Origin of the sequence: Actinoalloteichus caeruleus, assembly GCF_049311605.1 — a bacterium.
GTDB classification, from domain to species: domain Bacteria; phylum Actinomycetota; class Actinomycetes; order Mycobacteriales; family Pseudonocardiaceae; genus Actinoalloteichus_B; species Actinoalloteichus_B caeruleus.
On the sequence record NZ_CP186005.1, the window covers coordinates 1,826,481 to 1,843,427 of the forward strand.

Genomic DNA, 16,947 nt, shown 5'->3' on the forward strand with positions numbered 1-16,947 from the left:
AGCCGGGGTCACGGGGTGGGTCCGGGGAGCAGGGTGGTCAGCGACCGGGACAGCGGGTGGTCCTCGACGGCCGAGCGGGACGAGGCGACCAGGCCCACCACGACGCTCAGGGCTAAGCAGCCGGTGAGGACCGAGACGACGACGGCGACGAGGACGAGGACGAGGACGAGGACGATCACGAGTGAGGGGTCCTTCGGTCAGCAGGGGTGCACCGCGCGGGCCGTGGCGCACCGACAGCGGGCAGCAACGGAGGGGTGGTCGCCCGGTGGGAACCGGGAACAACAGGGGGGCCGGGGTGTCCCGGTTCGACCCACCGGGCGACCGGGCAGCCACCACCCCCGACAGGCCGCGCGATTCCACACACGGGGAGGCGGGAGGACGCGACCCGAAGGGGAGGCACCGGGGGTGGGCGGCTGCGATCAGGAGTCGGTGGGGACGTCATCCTTCGGGATGACGACCGCACCGACCGGTCTCGGCCGAGGCGCGGAGGGTGGCCTGCGGCGGGGGCGACGGGGGCGGGGCCAGGGATGCCCGGCGGCGATCAACGCCTGACGGGTCGTGCGCCGGACCCGACGCAGCCGGATGGTTCCGCGGAGCGGGGGAAGCAGGACACGGTCGGCCCATTCCACGGTCCACAGCAGGGTCAGGGCGGCCCAGGCTCCGAGGGCTGCGGACAGGATCACGCGACCCGCCCCCGAGGGTGTCGGGATGGGGCCGGGAGGGGGAGGTGCCCGGTGAGGACGGTGACCCACCCCGGGTCGGGGCCTCCGACCGCAGGCGGGAGGGCGGTGGGGGTGGGACGCCAGTGATGGCGGCCTGTGTCCTGCTCGTCGCCGCCCCCCTCGGCGTCGGTGCTGGGGTGGGTGCTGGCGTGGGCGGTCGCGGGTCCCGACCGGGTTCGGGTGGTGTGCCAGGAACCAGCGGGACTCGGGGGTGACGGGGTCGACCACGGGGTGTCCGAGGTGGACCGGGGGATGCCATCGCCGGGGGGTGGGCCGCTGAGGAAGACCACGCCGCTGACGGTGACCACGGCACGGATCGGCTGGTCAGGGCGCCCTCGGTGCCGGCGGTACACCTCGGCGAGCAGGACGGCTACGGCCAGTAGCATGGCTACCGGGATGGGATCGACGGTCATAGCGTCGGTTCCTCTCTTCAAGGAGGGGCCGGGCGGCCTGGACAGTTGGCCCGGCCCCTCCGTGATGTTTGGCATACCCGAAGGAAGGAGTACAGGTACGAGTGTGACTGTACGACTTACATTGAGGACCGTACGGCTTATGGCCGTGACTGTGCAAGGTCCAGCCCACCACTGGCTGTAGTCAATTCGGGTGAAAAGCCCCTACGGAGCATCTTCAGCGATGTACCACCGCGCGTGAGAGACCAGAGAAGATGAACGCATGAGAACACCGCCGCCTCTCGCCTATCGGCTGCTGCTCGGGCAAGCGCTTCGTGCGCACCGCGAACGGGCAGGGTTGGACGCGGGCGACGTCGCCAAAGAACTGGGTTGGTATGCACGCAAGGTTGCGTTCGTCGAGGGCGGCCACCGCGTCCTCGCACTGACGGAAACTGAACGGCTGGCCGAGCTATACAGTCTGAGTCCGTCCGAGCGGGACCACGTCCTCATGCTCGCCGCCGAAGCCCGGCGACGTGATCGGGAAACGCGGCCCGTGGCTGTTTGGGCGCAGGCTTACGTGGCTGTCGAGGCAGCGGCTACGCGGTTGCGTGTCTTCTACGAGGAGCTGATACCAGGCTTCATCCAGTCTGAACGTTACGCACGAGCAGTGCTCTCGACGGCTGTGCTCCCCGCCGCTGGGGGTATCGACAGCGCAGTCGCCAAGCGTCTAGCCCGGGCGGCTCATGTCATGGGCGAGAACGCGCCACAGGTAAGCCTGGTGCTTGGTGAAGCGGCGCTTCACCGCCGGGTAGGCGGTACGGGCGGTCTTCGGCAACAACTCGACACTTTGCGGCACTTCGCGCAGCTTGACCATGTCACTTTGAAGGTGCTCCCGTTCGACGCGGGTGAACACACCCCGATTGGTACTTCCTTCACGTTGCTGGACGTGGGAGAGCCCAGTGCCACGTTCGCGTTCACCGAGACGATGGTGGATGGCGAGTGGCACGACAGTGCTACCTATACCCAGTACTTCGCTGTGGCGTTCGAACGCGTCTTCACAGCAGCACTCACGCCCGCAGAATCTGAATCTCTCCTTGCGGGCCGTATCCGTGAACTTGAGGAGTGAGAATGGAATACCTCACTGGTATGACCAACTGGCGTAAGGCGACCCGTAGTAGCAACGGGTCCGCGAACTGCGTGGAGGTGGGTAGCGCGCCTAGTCTCGTTGGTATCCGTGACACCAAGAACCGTGCGGGTGGCACTCTTGTCGTCAGCCGCCGTGCCTTCGGTAGCTTCGTAACCGCCGTGAAGGCCGGCCGCTTCTGACCCTGAGCCCGCCGGCCACCTCGTTTAGGCCGGCGGGCAGTTGCCCTCATGCCTCACAGGCGGCCGCATCCGCGATACTGCCACCTTGGGCACCTCACTACGACAGCGAGAGGCATAACCAATCTAGCGGAGACTCTGTCGTATGCTGGCTGGCATCCTGGGATGGATACCCTTCTCGTCCGGGCGGGAGTCGTCGAGGACAACACCGAGTTTTCCAGATCAAAACCCTTCCCCTTCCTTTCAGGAGGCAGCAGATGAGCGTTATCACCACTTTCAGCAACTGGCGGAAGTCCACCCGGAGCACCAACGGCATGAACAGCTGCGTCGAGGTCGGTGGCGCACCTGGTCTCGCCGGTATCCGGGACACGAAGAACCGCGCCGGTGGCACTCTTGTCGTCAGCCGGCAGGCCTTCGACAGCTTCATCACCGCCGTCAAGGCAGACCGCCTCTGACCTGTCAGCCCGCCGGCCGATGGGGTGGCCGGCGGGCACCTCCCGCCCACCCCCACTGCCGCACGGCATGGCGCAACACGTCCCACCAGGAGGAGCCCCACCAGAACCGCCCGAGCTCAACGCCGGTGATCCACCTTCACCGAGGAGTTCATGCCCGGCGATCAGCCAGGCGCTCAGCCGGTGAGGGTGAGGGGCGTGGGGCTGAATCGGCGGCCAACAGGCGGCGCGAGCCTGTGCCCCGACGAGGCGTGAGGTTCGTCGACACCTGCCGGGAGGACGATGACATCATCGGCCGTCTCGAAGCCGAGCAGGGCCGCTTAGCTCACGGGTGAGTCCTGACGGTCTCGTGCTGCGCTGAAGGCACTCTGCGCAGCGCAGCAGCAAGACCGCTCGGCCCGATGGATGAGCGACAAGCCGCCCTGCCCAGTCGTCTCCGTTGCCCGCTCGCCACTGAAGGACCCCGAGGACTTCCGACGTCCCGGCTCGCGCGTTCTCCCGCGCGCCGGAACTCGTTCGTCCGGGCTGACCGCTCACCTACACGACGTATCCCCGTGACGGGCGTCTCGGCGAGCTCCTCGCGCAGGTACTCGGTCATCCACTTGAGGCCGAGCAACGGTTCATCACCGGCCTCGCCGACCGGGCACAGGACGATGACGGCATGCGTGCCGGCGCGCCTCACCACGGTTCGCGGATGGCTACCTGGTCGGTTCGGCACGGCCGCCCACTCCAGTGCCCACGCGCCTCCGGCGCCGGTGGGACCGGGTTCCGCGCGGGTGGGTGATGGTCGAGGATGGGACTGGGAGCGGCACAGGACGAGTGTGCCGCTCCCATCCTCCGTTCTCGATCGTTCCCGGTCGCGTGGCCCTCAGGCCACGTGCCGGCTCAGCGGCAGGTGAGGACGCTCAGGCCGCTGTCACCGCAGAGCAGCAGGCTGGCCTGGCTGCCACCGGGGCTGGCGAACTCGGCGGCGTCCTCGGTGGCCTCCATCGCCTGAAGGTCGAGAACCGACTCCATAGCGCACTTCCTTTCCTGGATGATTCCCTGGTTGCCCGCCCGTGTGTCACGGGCGGGGGTTCTGGGTGGCCGCCGCCGAGTCCTGGCGGCCGGTGGGCTCACCGCTCCCGCTGGAGGACGCCCCCGGGTGCAGCAACGGCAGGTGGAGGTCCCCCTCGACGGCGGAGAGGGCCAGCAGGACACCGGCGCCGCCGGTGGCCAGGTCCATCGACAGCCGCAGCAGCTGGTTGCCGGGGAACGCGACCTCCCCTTCGTGGGGGATCGCGTGCAGGGCGAGGCGGGCGCGGTGCCGGCGCAGCGCGGCCACCAGTTCCGGGTCCTGGTCGCGGCGGACCCCGGCGGCCAGCGCCACCATCAGACCCGCCCGGCCCAGGAACAGCCCCGGTTGGATCGCGAACTCGCCGAGCAACGCGCGGCGCAGCCCGGGCAGCTGGCCGGCGGTGGGGCTGTCCGGGGCGTGTCCGGCCAGCTGTTCCAGCACGACGACGATCCCGGCGCTGCCCACCTCCAGGTAGGGCAGCATGCGGGTGGAGCCGTCGCGGACGAGCAGCGCTCCGTGCTCGGTCTCCCCGCACTCGGCGATGTCGGCGGCCAGGGCGTCGTCGGCGGCCGTCAGCCACCGCCGTTCCCCGGTGAGTTCGAACAGCCGCAGGAACAGCAGGGCGGGTCCCGACCAGCCGTGCAGCAGCCCGGCGCGCCCCTTGCCCCTGGGTCCGGCGGCGGCCGGTGGTGGAACGGCGGCGAGGAGCCGTTCGCCGAGGACGAGCGCCTGGTCGGTGCGCCCAGGATCGGCTCGGCGGGCGCCAAAGTGCAGGAGGTTCAGGGCGATGCCGGCCAGTCCCGAGCCGAGGCCGTGCCGGGTCAGGTGGGGGAGCAGCGGGTCGAACTCGGTGAGGAGTTCGTCGGCCAGCTCGTGCCGTCCCAGTTCCTCCAGGACGTGGGCGATGCCGTGCGCGCCGTCGTAGAGGCCGGGGCGGCGCGGCGGGTCCCGGCGGACCGAGTCCGCCAACCAGGTCTCGTGGTGGGGATGCCGGCCGTGGCCGGTGGCGGCGAGGGCGTGGAGCACACCGGCCGCGCCGTGGGCGAGGGTGGCGCCGCCGCCCCGGAACTGTTCGATGTCGCCGGGGAACAGCCGGTCCCGGCGGTGCGGGGTGGCGCTGCGCAGGACCGCCGTGGCCACCGACTCGCGCACCGAGGCCCAGTCCGGGCGGTCGGTGGCCAGCGCCCGCAGGCCCGCCGAGGGCGGCGGCGCGTCGGCGGGGGTGGTGGCCGGGGTGCGGGGGCGCAACTGGCCGAGGACGGCGTCGCCGAAGTCGGCGCTGGACAGGGGGAACGCCCGGATCGCGAAGCGGACGAAGGTCTCGGCCTTGCCCGGGTCCAGTGCGGTGAGCGCCGTCATGGGCAGGAACATCCACAGCCGGAGGACGGCCGCGGCGTAGAGGTCGGCGTCGACGCCGACCCGGTCGGGGGGTGCGGCGAAGCCGGGGGCGCCCAGCGCGGAGCGGGTGGCTTCGGCCGAGGGGCGGGCCAGCTCGAAGTCGACGAGGGAGACCTGGTCGTTCTCGTCGACGAGGATGTTGCGGTCGTGCAGGTCCCCGTAGACGTAGCCGAGGTCGTGGACCCGGTGGAGCAGCGCCTCCACCTGGTCGAGGATGCGGAAGGCCCGTTCGGTGAAGTCGGCGCGTTCGCCGGGGGTGGAGCGTGGCCGGCTGAGCGGGTAGTGCCGGGCCAGCCACTGCCCGAGGGGGATCCCCGGTTGGACGGACAGGGCGAGGAACTCGTGTTCCCAGTACCGGAAGCGGCCCAGGACGGCCGGGATGCCGGTCACTCCGTCGAGGGCGCTGAGCGCCTGGTGTTCCTGGTCGAGGCGGGCGACGGCGTCCCGGCGGTCGCGGTCGAGGCCGGCGTGCGGGCGGGCTTCCTTGAGGATCGCGGGGCGGCCGTCGCTGACCCGGACCGCCCGGTACACGCCGCCGCCGTTGGAGAAGTGCAGGGGGCGTTCGATGATGAAGGGCTGCTCGCCGCCGGCCCGGGCCTTCCGCGCGGCGAGCTGGGGCCGAAGGAACGGGGGCACCTCCACCCAGTCCGGGGTGTGGAACACCGGGCGCCGCAGGTCGGGGACGAGGGTCCCGTCGGGCCGGGCGATGGCGGTCACGGGTTCCCCGTCGTCCCCGGTGACCCACTGTTCGAGGAATCCGCCGTAGCGGAGGTAGAGGGGGCCCGCCTCGTACCGGAGGTCGCTGAGGACGAACGGGCCGGCCTGACCGCGCAGGAGGTCGTTGAGCGTGGTGACGGTGTCGCGCAGGGACCGTTCGTCCGGCGGGTACACGGTGACGAACTTCCCGCTGGACTCCCGGGCGGCGTACTTGGAGTTCCGCGTGAGGAGGATGTCCTCGGTGCGCAGGAACTTCAGGGGTGTGCCGGTGGTCAGGCAGTGCTGGTAGACGACGGCGAGGACGTGCCGGGCGTTGTCCAGGGTCGCCGAGACGTGGATCTTCCAGCCCTGCGCGGCCATCGACGTGCCCGAGGGGCGGAGGACCTGCCAGACGTCGCGGGTGGTGACGTCCCAGTCATCCGGTGGTGGTGGCAGTTCCGCCAGGAAACCGGCCGCTTCCGGGCCGTCCTGGGAGGGGACGTCGTAGAAGAACGGATTCGCGAAGCAGTACGCCTCGTACCGTGAATCCATCTGTGGTGTCCCTCCCGTGACCGGTGCCAGGACATTTCCCCACGACGGGGAGCACCGGCCAAGACGCCGAAGATGTGAATCGACTGCTCCATCAGTGCCGGACTGTGACGGGAATTTGACGGCATTGAGTCATATCGGGCGGTGGGGTGCACCCGGTTGTGGGATTCAGCCGAGTGAAGTGCGGTGGGGTGATTTTCCCACCGGGAAACCCCGGAGTCCGTCCGATATGACGGGTACCGGTGGTGGCGACCGTGGGGACCAGCGGGGGAGCGCCTCGGCCCGCCGGTGTGAATGACTGACGGCCACCTGCCCCACAGGTAACTACGGTGAGTAGTCGAATGTGGCGCTCGGTGGGCGAAGTGATCACGGTCGAGGAGGAGAGCTGCGGCGGTGTGCTGTGGGGACGGTCGGTCCGGGGCGGTGCCGGGAGACGCGGAGGCCGGCCCGGGTGCCCTGGGGCACGCGGACCGGCCAGTGGTGGAGCGGTGGCTCAGCCGCAGTGTTGGAAGGGGCTCTCCCAGGACTGGCCGCCCGCCGAGCCGCCCCACTTGACGCAGGTGGCGGGGGCGGCGTCGCGAACCGGCCCGGCGTAGTAGGAGAACGAGCCGGAATCGGTCTTGCGCGACTTGCCCTGGACCTCCAGGAACGCCGAGGTCGCGGTGGGCGTGCCGATGGAGCTCTGCTTCATCGTCACCACGCAGTTGTGCGCGTTCGAGGCGTTGTACAGCAGGTAGACAGTGGCCGCCGAGCCCAGGGCGCGCTGGTTGATCACGCCGTACCCGGTGCCGCAGGCCTGCTGCGGGGTGTAGGGGTTACCGCCGCCGCAGGCGGTGACGGTGGTGTTGCCGTAGTAGGTGATCCGCTGCCCGTCGATGGTGTTGATCCGCACCGGGGACCCGTTCTGCAGGTGCTCGTAGTGCAGGTGCGGCCCGGTCGATCCGCCGGTCGAACCCACGTTGCCGATCCGCTGGCCCTGCGTCACCCGCTGTCCCACCGAGACCGCCTGCGAGGACAGGTGCGCGTAGCGGGACCTCCACCCGTCGCCGTGGTTGATCTCGATCCACCGGCCGTAGCTGGTGTTCCCGGTGTTCTCCACCCGGGAGACCGTGCCGGCGGCCGAGGCGACGACGGGCAGCCCGTTGATGTTGCCCCGCTGGAAATCGATCGCCTGTGCTGGGCTGTGGTTGGCGCGGGTGTTCGCGGTGACGGTCTCACCGCACTCGAAGGGCAGCCGGAAGTTGGGTGCTGCCTGGGCCTCGCCCTGGTTGATGACCAGGCCGACGGCGGAGATGGCCACTGCGGCGACGAGCGCCGCCAGACGTCTGTACATCAGCGTCCTCCCGACGGGTTCACCAGCGGAGACCTCGCCGCTGGCAGGGAGTGGTCATGTGATCACAGGGGGCGCGAATCCGACAGCCCCTCGCTCGGACGCCGGCGGAGGCGAACGGCGTAGGGCGCCCGGCGGGCAGCCGCCGCCGGTGGTCGGCCACCCCGATTGTGCTGCGGCGTTGCGGCCGGGTGGCTCGCCGCGCGGGAAGTGGATCTTTGTCGGGGCTTTAGCTGGACGCAGCCCCGTTTTTGGCCCGGGGAGCGCCGGTGTGGACGTGTCGGGTCGGTGTGGGGCACCACACCGGACGGTGGAGGGTTCGGGGCGGGTCCTCGGGTGGACGGTGGAGGCGGCGACCCCGGTCATCCCCCGGACTGTGGTGAATGACTTCCGCGATCAGACCCCAGCTGGTTACCCTCTGGCTGCGCGCGCAGATCGAGCAACGCCCGCCGCCCGGCGTGCCCGATCTCGGTCCGACCGCCACGACCAGCGGGAACACCGGTGTCGTGGTGGTGGTACGGCGGCGGGATGATCCCAGGTCCACATCCACCCTCGACGACCAACCCGTGCGCTGGCCCGTTCCCGGCACAGCCCCCGGTGGGCCCGACGAGGCACGGGCCGCCGAACCGACCGGTGGCGGAGCGTGGGACGTGACCGGGTGCGGGCCGACCAGTGATGGGACGGACTGACGTGACGAGACTGATCGGACTGCTCACCGCCGCCACCGTGGCGGGAGCATCACTCGTGGCCGGCGCCGAGCCTGGCGAGGCCGTCACCCCGGCGCAGACGACGCTGACGACCATCCCCAGCGACCCCTACCGGCTCTCCGACAACGGCACCTTCGACACCTACGGCGAACGCATCGCCGGACTCGAGACCCGGGTGACCCAGGCCAGCGCCGCCGAGGTGTTCGCCGACGCCAACCGGGAGGCACGGGGCCTGTGCCACGCCACGGGGGTCACCGGGGCCACCGGGTTCTGCTGGAACAGCGGTGACGACGGCACGCCGGAGTGGTACCCGCAGGGCATCACCGCGTCCTGGGACGCCACCGGGGACGGGTCCTACGCCGGCCACCGCGCCATCCTCGTGAGCTGGTACAACACCGACGACAAGGGGGTGCGGGTGTCGTTCGTGGACTACGACGACCCGGCCGCGCCCCGCTACCGGCACGTCCTGTTGGTCGAACCGACGAGCACCGACGACTTCCGGGCGGTGAACATCCACGCCGGGGGCCTCGCCTGGTACGGCGACCACCTGTACGTCGTGGACACCTCCCGGGGAATCCGGGTGTTCGACCTGCGCACGGTCTGGCGCACCGAGGGTGATGCCTCGAAGGACCGCATCGGCCTGGGGTCCGACGGCCGGTACTACGCCCACGACTACCGGTACGTCGTTCCCCAGGTGGGGGCGTACACGCAGACCGGGGGTTGCGTGCGGCCGCCGGACTCGTTGGACCAGCCGCTGTGCTACTCGTACCTGGCGGTGGACCGGTCGACCTCGCCGCCCTCGCTGCTGACGGGGGAGTACTACGACGGGGTGCCCGGTGCGCGCCTCGTGCGGTGGCCGCTGGACACCGACACCGGGCTGTTGACGGTCGACTCGGCCGGCACGGTCGCCGCCGACGCGGCCTACCGCTCGCCGCACACCAACCTGCAGGGTGCCGTGTCGCACGACGACACCTTCCTGATGGTCCGGAGCCGGGGGCGGAACACCGGTGGGTTGCTCTACCGGGGTCAGGTCGGGGTCGCCAGCAGTTCCTCCGCGTTGCCGATCGGACCGGAGGACATCTCCTACGAGGCCGACAGTGGGCGGGCCTGGACCCACACCGAGTACCCGGGCAGTCGCGTCGTCTTCTCCGTGCCTGACGCCATGGGGTGACGAACGGCGGTGCGCCGACCCCGCCCGCCCCGGGCTCCCCGGGGCGGGACCAGCCCTTTCGCGCCTCGGAAATCCACAAAGGACCATTCCTCGGCGGGGTGTCGTCACGGAGGGTCAGTTGTGGACGGGAGAGAGTGGACAAACCCGGTCGCGAGGCTGTCTCCCCTGCCTATACAGTGTGATAACAGGGACTTGACATGCCATGCAGGGGGATGTAAATGGCTGGGCGGACCGGCACGCGGCTGCGTCGTGTGCTGAACCTCTACCTCGGACTGCTGTTGTTCGGTGGCGGACTCGGACTGATGTTCCAGGCCGAACTCGGCCTCAATCCGTGGGACGTGCTGCACCAGGGGCTGGCGGGCAGCACCGGCCTCCCGCTCGCGTGGGTGGTGATCGGTGTGTCCACCATCGTCCTCGCGTTGTGGATCCCGCTGCGGCAACGTCCAGGGTTCGGCACCGTGCACAACGTGCTCCTGATCGGCCCCATCATGGCCACCGTGATCGAGTGGGTCCCAGCCCCCGAACAGCTGCCGGTCCGGGTGGGGTTCCTACTCGCCGGGCTGGTGATCAACGCCGTGGGAACGGCGATGTACCTGGGGGCCGGTCTCGGACCGGGTCCCCGGGACGGCCTGATGACCGGGCTGGCGGCGCGGGGCGTTCCCGTGCGGCGGGCCCGAACGCTCATCGAGGTCGCCGCGCTCGCCGTCGGCTGGTCCCTGGGCGGCACCGTCGGGGTGGGCACCGTGGTCTTCGCCCTGGCGATCGGGCCGCTGGTGCACTTCTTCGTCCCCCGGCTCCGGGTCCCGCCGGCGACGCCCGCCCCCAACCCGGCGCCCGAGCGGACGCCGTCCCGCCTGCCGGGATGGCTCACCCGAGGCACCGTCGGCGAGCCGAGCGGACCCGTGCGTCACGCACCCGCGGGCGAACCGGTCTGACCAGGGTCCGGTACCGGGGACAGCGGCGCGTCCGGGCGGCTCCGAAGGCCGTCGAAGGCGATCTTCACGAAGGCATCGGCCAGGTCGACGGCGGTCAGACCCCGCCGGGGCCGGTACCACTCGATGATCGAGTTGAGCATGCCGAAGAGCAGCCGACTGGTCAGCGCGGGGTCCACGTCCCGGCGGATGCTGCCCTCGCTCTCGGCGCGCTCCACCAGGTCACTGACGAGCCGGTCGAACTCGCGGCGGCGGGCCAGCGCCCGCCGCTCCGCCGCCGTGTTGCCCCGCACCCGCAGGAGCAGGGTCACGAACGGGAGTTCGTCCACCAGCACGGCGATGCTGCGGCGCACCACGTACTCGAGCCGGTCGATCGCCGGCCCCCGGCACGCGTCGGGTTCGTTGACCACGGCGAAGAGCTGGTCCAGCGCCCGGTCCACGCTGAGCCGGAGCAACTCCTCCTTCCCGGCCACGTGGTGGTAGATCGCCGACTTCGTGATGCCCAGCCGACTGGCCAGGTCCTCCATGCTCGTGCCGTCGTAACCGCGCTCGTTGAAGACCCTCACCGCGACGGTGAGCAGCGAGTCGAGGTCGTAGCCGGGGCGTCCCCGGCGGCTGGCGCGTTCGGCGGGCCCGTCGGTCATGGCGGTCAGTGTCTCAGGCCGGCCCCGTGGTCTCACGGTTGTCGAGCACGCGTCGTGCCTTCCCCGAGGACCGTTCCAGCGTGCCCGGTGCCACCACCTCCACCCCGACCCGCAGGCCCAGTTCGCCGCGAACCAGGTCGGACAGCTCCCCGCCCACGGCTGGCCAGCGGTCCGCGGCGAGACCGGACACCGCCTCGGCCCGAATCGTCAGCTGGTCCAACCTGGCCTCCCGGGTGAGTTCCAGCACGAAGTGCGGGGAGAGCCCCCGGGTTCGGAGCACGAGTTCCTCGACCTGCGTGGGGTAGAGGTTCACCCCTCGCAGGATGAGGAGGTCGTCGGTCCTACCGGTGATCCGCGCCATGCGCCGGAACGGGACGCCGGCGCCGGGCGTCAGGGCGGACAGGTCACCGGTCCGGTAGCGGATGAGGGGCATGGCCTCCCTGGTCAGGGTCGTGATGGCCAGTTCCCCTCGCTCGCCCGGGGCGACCGGCGTCCCGCCCGGGTCGAGGACCTCGGGGTAGAAGTGGTCCTCCCAGACGTGCAACGCGCCGACGGCCTCCGGGAACTCCTGGGCGACCCCGGGACCGATGATCTCCGACAGCCCGTAGATGTCGACGGCGGTCAACCCCGACCTGCCCTCGATCTCCGCGCGCATCCCCTCGGTCCAGGGTTCGGCGCCCAGCACGCCCGTCAGGAGCCCGGCGTCCCGCGGGTCCACGCCCTGCCGGTCGAACTCGTCGAGCAGGGTCAACAGGTAGGACGGGGTCGCCAGGACGATCTCCGGTCGCAGGTCCCGGATGAGCCGCACCTGGCGGGCCGACATCCCACCCGAGGCGGGGATGACGGTGCAACCGAGGAGTTCCGCGCCGTGGTGCGCGCCGAGGCCACCGGTGAACAGGCCGTAGCCGTAGGCGATGTGCGCGCGCTGCCCCGGCCGTGCCCCCGCGGCGCGCAGCGACCGCGCCACCACCTCGGCCCACATGTCGAGGTCCCGCCGGGTGTAGCCGACGACGGTGGGGACGCCGGTGGTCCCGCTGGAGGCGTGGATGCGGCGCAGGTCGGTGGGAGGGACGGCGAGCATCCCGTACGGGTGGTTCCGGCGGAGGTCGTCCTTGGTGGTGTGGGGGAACCCGGCGAGATCCGACAGCGACCGGCAGTCCTCCGGACGCACCCCGGCCTCGTCGAAGCGGCGCCGGTAGAAGGGCACGTTGTCGTAGGCGTGCCGCAGCGTCCACCGCAGCCGGACCAGCTGGAGCGCCGCCAGTTCGTCGGCGGAGAGCCGGGGACGTTCCCCCGGTGCCCCGCGTCCGGTGCGGGACGGCGAATCGGAGTGGGTGGGCTGGTCGGTCATGCGTGCGCTCCTGTCCCGGTGGCTCGTCCGGTGCAGTCGGTTCGGCGGCGTGGCACGGTCCGGCGGCGAGGGGTGGTGTCTCGCATTCGTCGCGGCGGAACCCGGTCTCCGCCCCAGAGGTGGGCCGGTGGTGGTCCGCGGTGGGCCGGTGGTGGGCCGGTGGTGGTCCGCCGGGATCCGTTCGGGACCGCCTGCTGGGAAGCTCGTGCCAGCGCCCGGGAAGTGGCCGACCCGCCACGGTGTGCGCGCGTCCCGCCGCCCGCCGTCCCGGGCCGGCCCCGGTGCCCTCGGAATCGTGGGCGAGGCGGAAGACCTGGTCGCGGCGCCGAGTGCCTCGGCGCGGAACCGGGTTCGACACCGAGCCCTCCCGCCCTGTACCCGACCGAATGGTCGGTGGGGAACCTCGGTCCCAGTAACGCAGCGCTAGGGCGCGGTGTCAAGGATCAGCAGAGGTTGAGCGCACTGTTGACAAGGGTGTCGGTGGATGCTGCCGCGCTCCCTGGGGCGAATTCTCCGTGCTGGCCGAACCGGTGACGTTGCGAACTCAGCGGGCGCGGTCAGTGGTGTAGGCGGCCAGCCGGTGCCGTATGGCGGCTACGAGCCTGTTCTCGCTCTCAGCAGTGTTGACGCTGGAACCCTCACCAGCGGAGCCGCAGCGGAGCTCGACCGCACGGGCCTGACCCGCTCAGACCTGGCCGTCGCCAACCCCGTCAACGTCTCGATGTGGGCAGGATGGTCCTTGGGATAGCGGGGTCGGACGGGCTCAACGTTGCTGGTCCTTCCAGTCCATTGCGTGACGGCATGGAGGCGAACTGCCCACCGTCACCCCCACCACGGGCATTGCGGATGGCATTGCCCACCGCCCACACCGTGGGAGAATGAGGACAGTGTCCTCGGCACGCCAGCGATGCGGACGTGCCCGATTCGGAACGTCCGGGACCCGGGGACACCATGGTCGGCCTGATCAGCCCGAAGACCGAGGCAACGACGGCTCCACCGCCGCTGCGGTGTCCTCCGCTATGGCGCACGCCTGCTCGGTTGTCTCCGCGTAAGTTACAAAAACGGACACGTGGGCCTGCTCGCTCAAGTCCAACGAAATCTGACAATGTTCCGATGGGGGTTTCACAATGATGCGGAGCGCCCGCAACGGTCCCACGCTGATTTCCTCGACCGTGTAGTTTGTCAGATTCAGCTGATCAACATTGCGCTGCCAGTTCAGCTGAATTGCCATGATCGGGCTGCCTCCGCCGGGCAAGCGGTAGCCGCAGTCATAGGCGAGGCCGACGTCATCGAATGTGGCGCTCTCTGGGTCGAAGCCCAGGGTGGTGATGTCTTCATCGCTGAGGATTTCGCAGGGCAGCATGCCTGACAGCTCTGCTGCCACATCCACCCCTGGCTGTTCGCCGCGGCTTCCAGGCGCCGACGGAGTGGCGCTGCCTGGAAGGGAGGAGTCCACTGTCGGTTTCACGGCGACTGCGGTTCCTTGTTCCGTGCTGGTGCAGGCAGACAGCAGCGTCACCAGTCCCAGGGCTGTTCCCCACGTCCTGGCGCCCCCGTGCCTCATGTCTCATTCCTTCCCAGCCGCTTGCACCCGGCTGTGTTCTGAATCCTCGGAGCTGCGAGTGCTCCGGGCAGGTCCGGCTGGTTGCTGCCCACTCTGTCAACGCCTCGACGTGGGCAGGACCGTCCTTGGGGTAGAGGGCCAACCAGGCTTAACGATGCTGGTCCTTCCAGTCCATTGCGTGACAGCGTGGAGGCGAACTTCACGCCGCCGTGCCAGCACGGGCATCGCACATGGCGTTGCCCGCTGCTCACACTGAGGGAGGAATAAGGTCATTTCAATGATGCGGGCATGCGTCGATTCGTGTCAGCCGGACCCGGTGAGCTCCACCGTCAGCCTGGTCAGTCCGAAGACCGAGGCAATGAAGGCTCCAACGCCTCTGCGGTGCCCTCCGCTATGGCGCACGCCTGCTCGAGGGTTCCCGCGTAATGTACGAAAACTGACACATGGGCATGCTCGCTCAGGTGCAAGGAAATCTGACAATGTTCTGACGCGGTTTTGCCAATGATGCGGAGTGCGCGTAACGGCCCTACGTTGATTTCCTCAACCGTGTAGTTCGTCAGATTTAGCTGATCGACGCTGTAATTCCAGTCCAACTGAATCGTCATGACCGGACGCTCCCCGCCCGGGAAACGGTAGCGACAGTCGTAGGACACGCCGACGTCATCGAACGTGGCGGTCTCCGGATCGAAGCCCAGGGTGGTTAGTTCCTCGTCGCTGAGGATTTCGCAGGGCAACATCTCCGACAGCTCCGCCACCACATCCACCCCTGGCTGTTCACCGGGGCTCGCAGTCGCCGGCGGATTGGCGCTGCCTGGAAGGGAGGAATTCACTGTCGGGTTCACGGCGACTGCGGTTCCGTGTTCCGTGCTCGTGCAGGCAGACAGCAGTGCCACCAGCCCCAGGGCTGTTCCCCACACGCCGACACTCCTGTGCCTCACGCCTCATCCCTTCCCAGCCGGTTGAACCCGGTTGCTGTCTGCACATCCGCAGCCTGAGTGCTCCGAGCACTGGCTCGGATGGCCGCCGCCAACTCCGTCAACGCCTCGACATGGGCAGGATGGTCCTTGAGATGGCGGCGTTGGGGCGGGCTCGACGTTGCTGATCCCTTCCCGAACTACCTACCGCCACCCCACCACGGGCATTGCAGATGACATTGCCCACAGCCCACACCGAGGGAGGAACGAGGACAGTGCCCTCGGCGCGCCAGCGATGTGAGCGTGCCCGATTCGGAACGTCCGGACCCCGGGGGCACCATGGTCGGCCTATCAGTCCGAAGACCGAGGCAACGACGGCTCCACTGCCGCTGCGGTTTCCTCCGCTATGGCGCACGCCTGCTCGAGTGTTCCCGCGTAATCCACAGCGATTGACACGTGGGCCTGCTCGCTCAAGTCTATCGAAATCTGACAATGTTCCGTTGCGGGTTTGTCAAGGATGCGGAGCGCGCGCAACGGTCCTACGTTGATTTCTTCGACCGTGTAGTTCGTCAGATTCAGCTGATCAACGCTAAGATTCCAGGCAAACTGAACTGACATGAGCGGGTTGCCTCCACCCGGCGGACGGTAGACGCAGTCGTAGGCCAGGCCGACGTCATCGAACGTGGCGGTCTCCGGGTCGAAGCCCAGGGAGGTTACTTCTTCGTCGCTGAGGATGTCGCAGGGCAGCATGCCTGACAGCTCTGCTGCCACATCCACCCCTGGCTGTTCGGTGGGGCTCACAGTCGCCGACGGATTGGCGCTTCCTGGAAGGGAGGAATTCACTGTCGGGTCCACGGCGACTGCGGTTCCTTGTTCCGTGCTGGTGCAGGCAGACAGCAGTGTCACCAGTCCCAGGGCTGTTCCCCACACGCCCACATCCCTGCGCTTCACGCCTCGTTCCCTCCCAGCCGGTTGAGCTCGGCTGCGGTCTGCTCGTCTGCGGCCTGAGTGCTTCGAGCACTGGCTCGGATGGCTGCCGCCAACTCCGTCAGCGCCTCGATGTAGAGCTCGAGATTCTCCGCAGCGGACTGCGGCGTTCCGACCGCGCTGAGCTTGGTCTGCTCAGACATCTGCAGGGCCACCGGGCTTGAACCGAGGGGAACTCGCTGAGCTAGCTGTCGGACCCGGCGCCGCCGTCCCTTCGCTCTCTCGGCTATGGCGTCGATCTTCCTTGCCATCGCCTCGGCGCTGTCCGGATCGATGGTGACCTTGCCGGCGGCTGCTGCGGCACGGAAGTGTCCGATGGTGCCCATCATTTTGCCGGTATCGGGCATGGAGGTCGGCTGTCCGCCCTCACCGCCACTCTCGATGTGCATGAGTCCTCCCACCCACGAGTTCTCGCCTCGGGTGAAACTACCAACACTGGCAGCGACAGTCTGGCGGTTCGGTCCGTGCTACCCACCGATGACCCAACTCTGGGCGGAGCCCGCGCCAGCTGGCTTCGTCCGCGCGCTGGTGGGGTGGCCGTGGGGAGGAGTCAGCCGGGACGTGGTGGTTGGACGGGGCTCGCCGCTCGGCGTCGCCGGCGGTGCTCCGGTTCCGTCCGGGGTGGGGGTGTGGGCGAGGCGGGGGCCTGGCCTGGGAGCCGGGTGTCTCGGAGTGGATCAGGGGTCGGCACCGAGCCCTCCCACCGTGGCCCCCGACCGGGTGATCGGTGGGGGACCACGGTCCCAGTAACTCAGCGGGAG

Annotated in this window: 18 protein-coding genes; 6 read left to right on the plus strand and 12 right to left on the minus strand. The window is 69.5% G+C overall.

Going from position 1 to position 16,947, the window contains the following annotated elements; translation table 11 throughout:
• Nucleotides 1–8: 8 nt before the first annotated feature.
• From ACOJVX_RS08220 to ACOJVX_RS08230, 3 genes are all read right to left on the minus strand, one after another.
• A complete protein-coding gene (locus ACOJVX_RS08220; protein WP_418152617.1) occupies nt 9–179 on the minus strand; it encodes a hypothetical protein in 171 nt (56 codons plus the stop codon).
• A gap of 240 nt (nt 180–419) precedes the next feature.
• Entirely contained in the window at nt 420–683 is a 264-nt protein-coding gene (locus tag ACOJVX_RS08225; protein WP_418152619.1) for a hypothetical protein, read from the minus strand.
• Nucleotides 680–1,135: a hypothetical protein gene (locus ACOJVX_RS08230; RefSeq protein WP_418152621.1), complete on the minus strand. Its 456-nt coding sequence runs from the start codon at nt 1,133–1,135 to the stop codon at nt 680–682. The genes ACOJVX_RS08225 and ACOJVX_RS08230 overlap by 4 nt, the downstream gene beginning before the upstream one ends.
• A 259-nt stretch (nt 1,136–1,394) precedes the next feature.
• Here ACOJVX_RS08230 and ACOJVX_RS08235 point away from each other — a divergent pair, with 259 nt between their 5' ends.
• From ACOJVX_RS08235 to ACOJVX_RS08245, 3 genes are all read left to right on the plus strand, one after another.
• Entirely contained in the window at nt 1,395–2,237 is an 843-nt protein-coding gene (locus ACOJVX_RS08235) for a helix-turn-helix domain-containing protein (RefSeq protein WP_103055513.1), read from the plus strand.
• A gap of 20 nt (nt 2,238–2,257) precedes the next feature.
• On the plus strand, nt 2,258–2,437 hold the full coding sequence (locus ACOJVX_RS08240; protein WP_103056950.1) for a DUF397 domain-containing protein: 180 nt from the start codon (nt 2,258–2,260) through the stop codon (nt 2,435–2,437).
• A 254-nt stretch (nt 2,438–2,691) separates the two neighbouring features.
• Nucleotides 2,692–2,889 carry a DUF397 domain-containing protein gene (locus ACOJVX_RS08245; protein ID WP_418152623.1) on the plus strand — a complete coding sequence of 66 codons (198 nt, stop codon included), beginning with the start codon at nt 2,692–2,694 and terminating at the stop codon, nt 2,887–2,889.
• An 882-nt stretch (nt 2,890–3,771) separates the two neighbouring features.
• Here ACOJVX_RS08245 and ACOJVX_RS08250 read toward each other — a convergent pair.
• From ACOJVX_RS08250 to ACOJVX_RS08260, 3 genes are all read right to left on the minus strand, one after another.
• Nucleotides 3,772–3,903 carry a SapB/AmfS family lanthipeptide gene (locus tag ACOJVX_RS08250; RefSeq protein ID WP_026418839.1) on the minus strand — a complete coding sequence of 44 codons (132 nt, stop codon included), beginning with the start codon at nt 3,901–3,903 and terminating at the stop codon, nt 3,772–3,774.
• Between the two features lie 46 nt (nt 3,904–3,949).
• Nucleotides 3,950–6,589 carry a class III lanthionine synthetase LanKC gene (gene lanKC / locus ACOJVX_RS08255; RefSeq protein ID WP_418152624.1) on the minus strand — a complete coding sequence of 880 codons (2,640 nt, stop codon included), beginning with the start codon at nt 6,587–6,589 and terminating at the stop codon, nt 3,950–3,952.
• Between the two features lie 490 nt (nt 6,590–7,079).
• Complete coding sequence (locus ACOJVX_RS08260; protein ID WP_016697701.1) at nt 7,080–7,919, minus strand: M23 family metallopeptidase; 840 nt, start codon at nt 7,917–7,919, stop codon at nt 7,080–7,082.
• Between the two features lie 380 nt (nt 7,920–8,299).
• On the opposite strand from ACOJVX_RS08260, the gene ACOJVX_RS08265 reads away from it, so the two are divergent.
• The 3 genes from ACOJVX_RS08265 (at nt 8,300) to ACOJVX_RS08275 (ending at nt 10,729) form a co-directional block, all read left to right on the plus strand.
• Nucleotides 8,300–8,605 (plus strand): hypothetical protein, encoded by a 306-nt coding sequence (locus ACOJVX_RS08265; RefSeq protein WP_016697700.1) that lies wholly within the window; start codon nt 8,300–8,302, stop codon nt 8,603–8,605.
• 1 nt (nt 8,606) lies between these two features.
• Nucleotides 8,607–9,794 carry a hypothetical protein gene (locus tag ACOJVX_RS08270; protein ID WP_051713543.1) on the plus strand — a complete coding sequence of 396 codons (1,188 nt, stop codon included), beginning with the start codon at nt 8,607–8,609 and terminating at the stop codon, nt 9,792–9,794.
• A 218-nt stretch (nt 9,795–10,012) separates the two neighbouring features.
• On the plus strand, nt 10,013–10,729 hold the full coding sequence (locus ACOJVX_RS08275; RefSeq protein ID WP_030228817.1) for a YczE/YyaS/YitT family protein: 717 nt from the start codon (nt 10,013–10,015) through the stop codon (nt 10,727–10,729).
• On the opposite strand, the gene ACOJVX_RS08280 is transcribed toward ACOJVX_RS08275, so the two are convergent.
• From ACOJVX_RS08280 to ACOJVX_RS08305, 6 genes are all read right to left on the minus strand, one after another.
• Nucleotides 10,702–11,370, minus strand: a complete 669-nt coding sequence (locus ACOJVX_RS08280; protein ID WP_418152629.1) for a TetR/AcrR family transcriptional regulator — start codon at nt 11,368–11,370, stop codon at nt 10,702–10,704. The genes ACOJVX_RS08275 and ACOJVX_RS08280 overlap by 28 nt on opposite strands.
• Nucleotides 11,371–11,383: 13 nt before the next feature.
• Complete coding sequence (locus ACOJVX_RS08285) at nt 11,384–12,721, minus strand: phenylacetate--CoA ligase family protein (protein WP_418152630.1); 1,338 nt, start codon at nt 12,719–12,721, stop codon at nt 11,384–11,386.
• Between the two features lie 964 nt (nt 12,722–13,685).
• On the minus strand, nt 13,686–14,285 hold the full coding sequence (locus tag ACOJVX_RS08290; RefSeq protein WP_418152632.1) for a DUF3558 domain-containing protein: 600 nt from the start codon (nt 14,283–14,285) through the stop codon (nt 13,686–13,688).
• Nucleotides 14,286–14,623: 338 nt separating this feature from the next.
• Nucleotides 14,624–15,202: a DUF3558 domain-containing protein gene (locus tag ACOJVX_RS08295; RefSeq protein WP_418152633.1), complete on the minus strand. Its 579-nt coding sequence runs from the start codon at nt 15,200–15,202 to the stop codon at nt 14,624–14,626.
• Nucleotides 15,203–15,550: 348 nt separating this feature from the next.
• Entirely contained in the window at nt 15,551–16,150 is a 600-nt protein-coding gene (locus ACOJVX_RS08300; RefSeq protein ID WP_418152635.1) for a DUF3558 domain-containing protein, read from the minus strand.
• The gene (locus ACOJVX_RS08305; RefSeq protein WP_030228439.1) at nt 16,147–16,575 is read right to left on the minus strand and encodes a hypothetical protein; all 429 of its coding nucleotides are present in this window, start codon (nt 16,573–16,575) and stop codon (nt 16,147–16,149) included. Before ACOJVX_RS08305 ends, ACOJVX_RS08300 begins: the two co-directional genes overlap by 4 nt.
• Nucleotides 16,576–16,947 lie beyond the last annotated feature (372 nt).

Coding starts and splice junctions, on each gene's coding strand:
- ACOJVX_RS08230 (WP_418152621.1), bottom strand. CDS start 1,135: ATGACCGTCGATCCCATCCCGGTAGCCATGCTACTGGCCGTAGCCGTC.
- ACOJVX_RS08235 (WP_103055513.1), top strand. CDS start 1,395: ATGAGAACACCGCCGCCTCTCGCCTATCGGCTGCTGCTCGGGCAAGCG.
- ACOJVX_RS08240 (WP_103056950.1), top strand. CDS start 2,258: ATGACCAACTGGCGTAAGGCGACCCGTAGTAGCAACGGGTCCGCGAAC.
- ACOJVX_RS08245 (WP_418152623.1), top strand. CDS start 2,692: ATGAGCGTTATCACCACTTTCAGCAACTGGCGGAAGTCCACCCGGAGC.
- ACOJVX_RS08250 (WP_026418839.1), bottom strand. CDS start 3,903: ATGGAGTCGGTTCTCGACCTTCAGGCGATGGAGGCCACCGAGGACGCC.
- lanKC (WP_418152624.1), bottom strand. CDS start 6,589: ATGGATTCACGGTACGAGGCGTACTGCTTCGCGAATCCGTTCTTCTAC.
- ACOJVX_RS08260 (WP_016697701.1), bottom strand. CDS start 7,919: ATGTACAGACGTCTGGCGGCGCTCGTCGCCGCAGTGGCCATCTCCGCC.
- ACOJVX_RS08265 (WP_016697700.1), top strand. CDS start 8,300: ATGACTTCCGCGATCAGACCCCAGCTGGTTACCCTCTGGCTGCGCGCG.
- ACOJVX_RS08275 (WP_030228817.1), top strand. CDS start 10,013: ATGGCTGGGCGGACCGGCACGCGGCTGCGTCGTGTGCTGAACCTCTAC.
- ACOJVX_RS08280 (WP_418152629.1), bottom strand. CDS start 11,370: ATGACCGACGGGCCCGCCGAACGCGCCAGCCGCCGGGGACGCCCCGGC.
- ACOJVX_RS08285 (WP_418152630.1), bottom strand. CDS start 12,721: ATGACCGACCAGCCCACCCACTCCGATTCGCCGTCCCGCACCGGACGC.
- ACOJVX_RS08290 (WP_418152632.1), bottom strand. CDS start 14,285: ATGAGGCACGGGGGCGCCAGGACGTGGGGAACAGCCCTGGGACTGGTG.
- ACOJVX_RS08305 (WP_030228439.1), bottom strand. CDS start 16,575: ATGCACATCGAGAGTGGCGGTGAGGGCGGACAGCCGACCTCCATGCCC.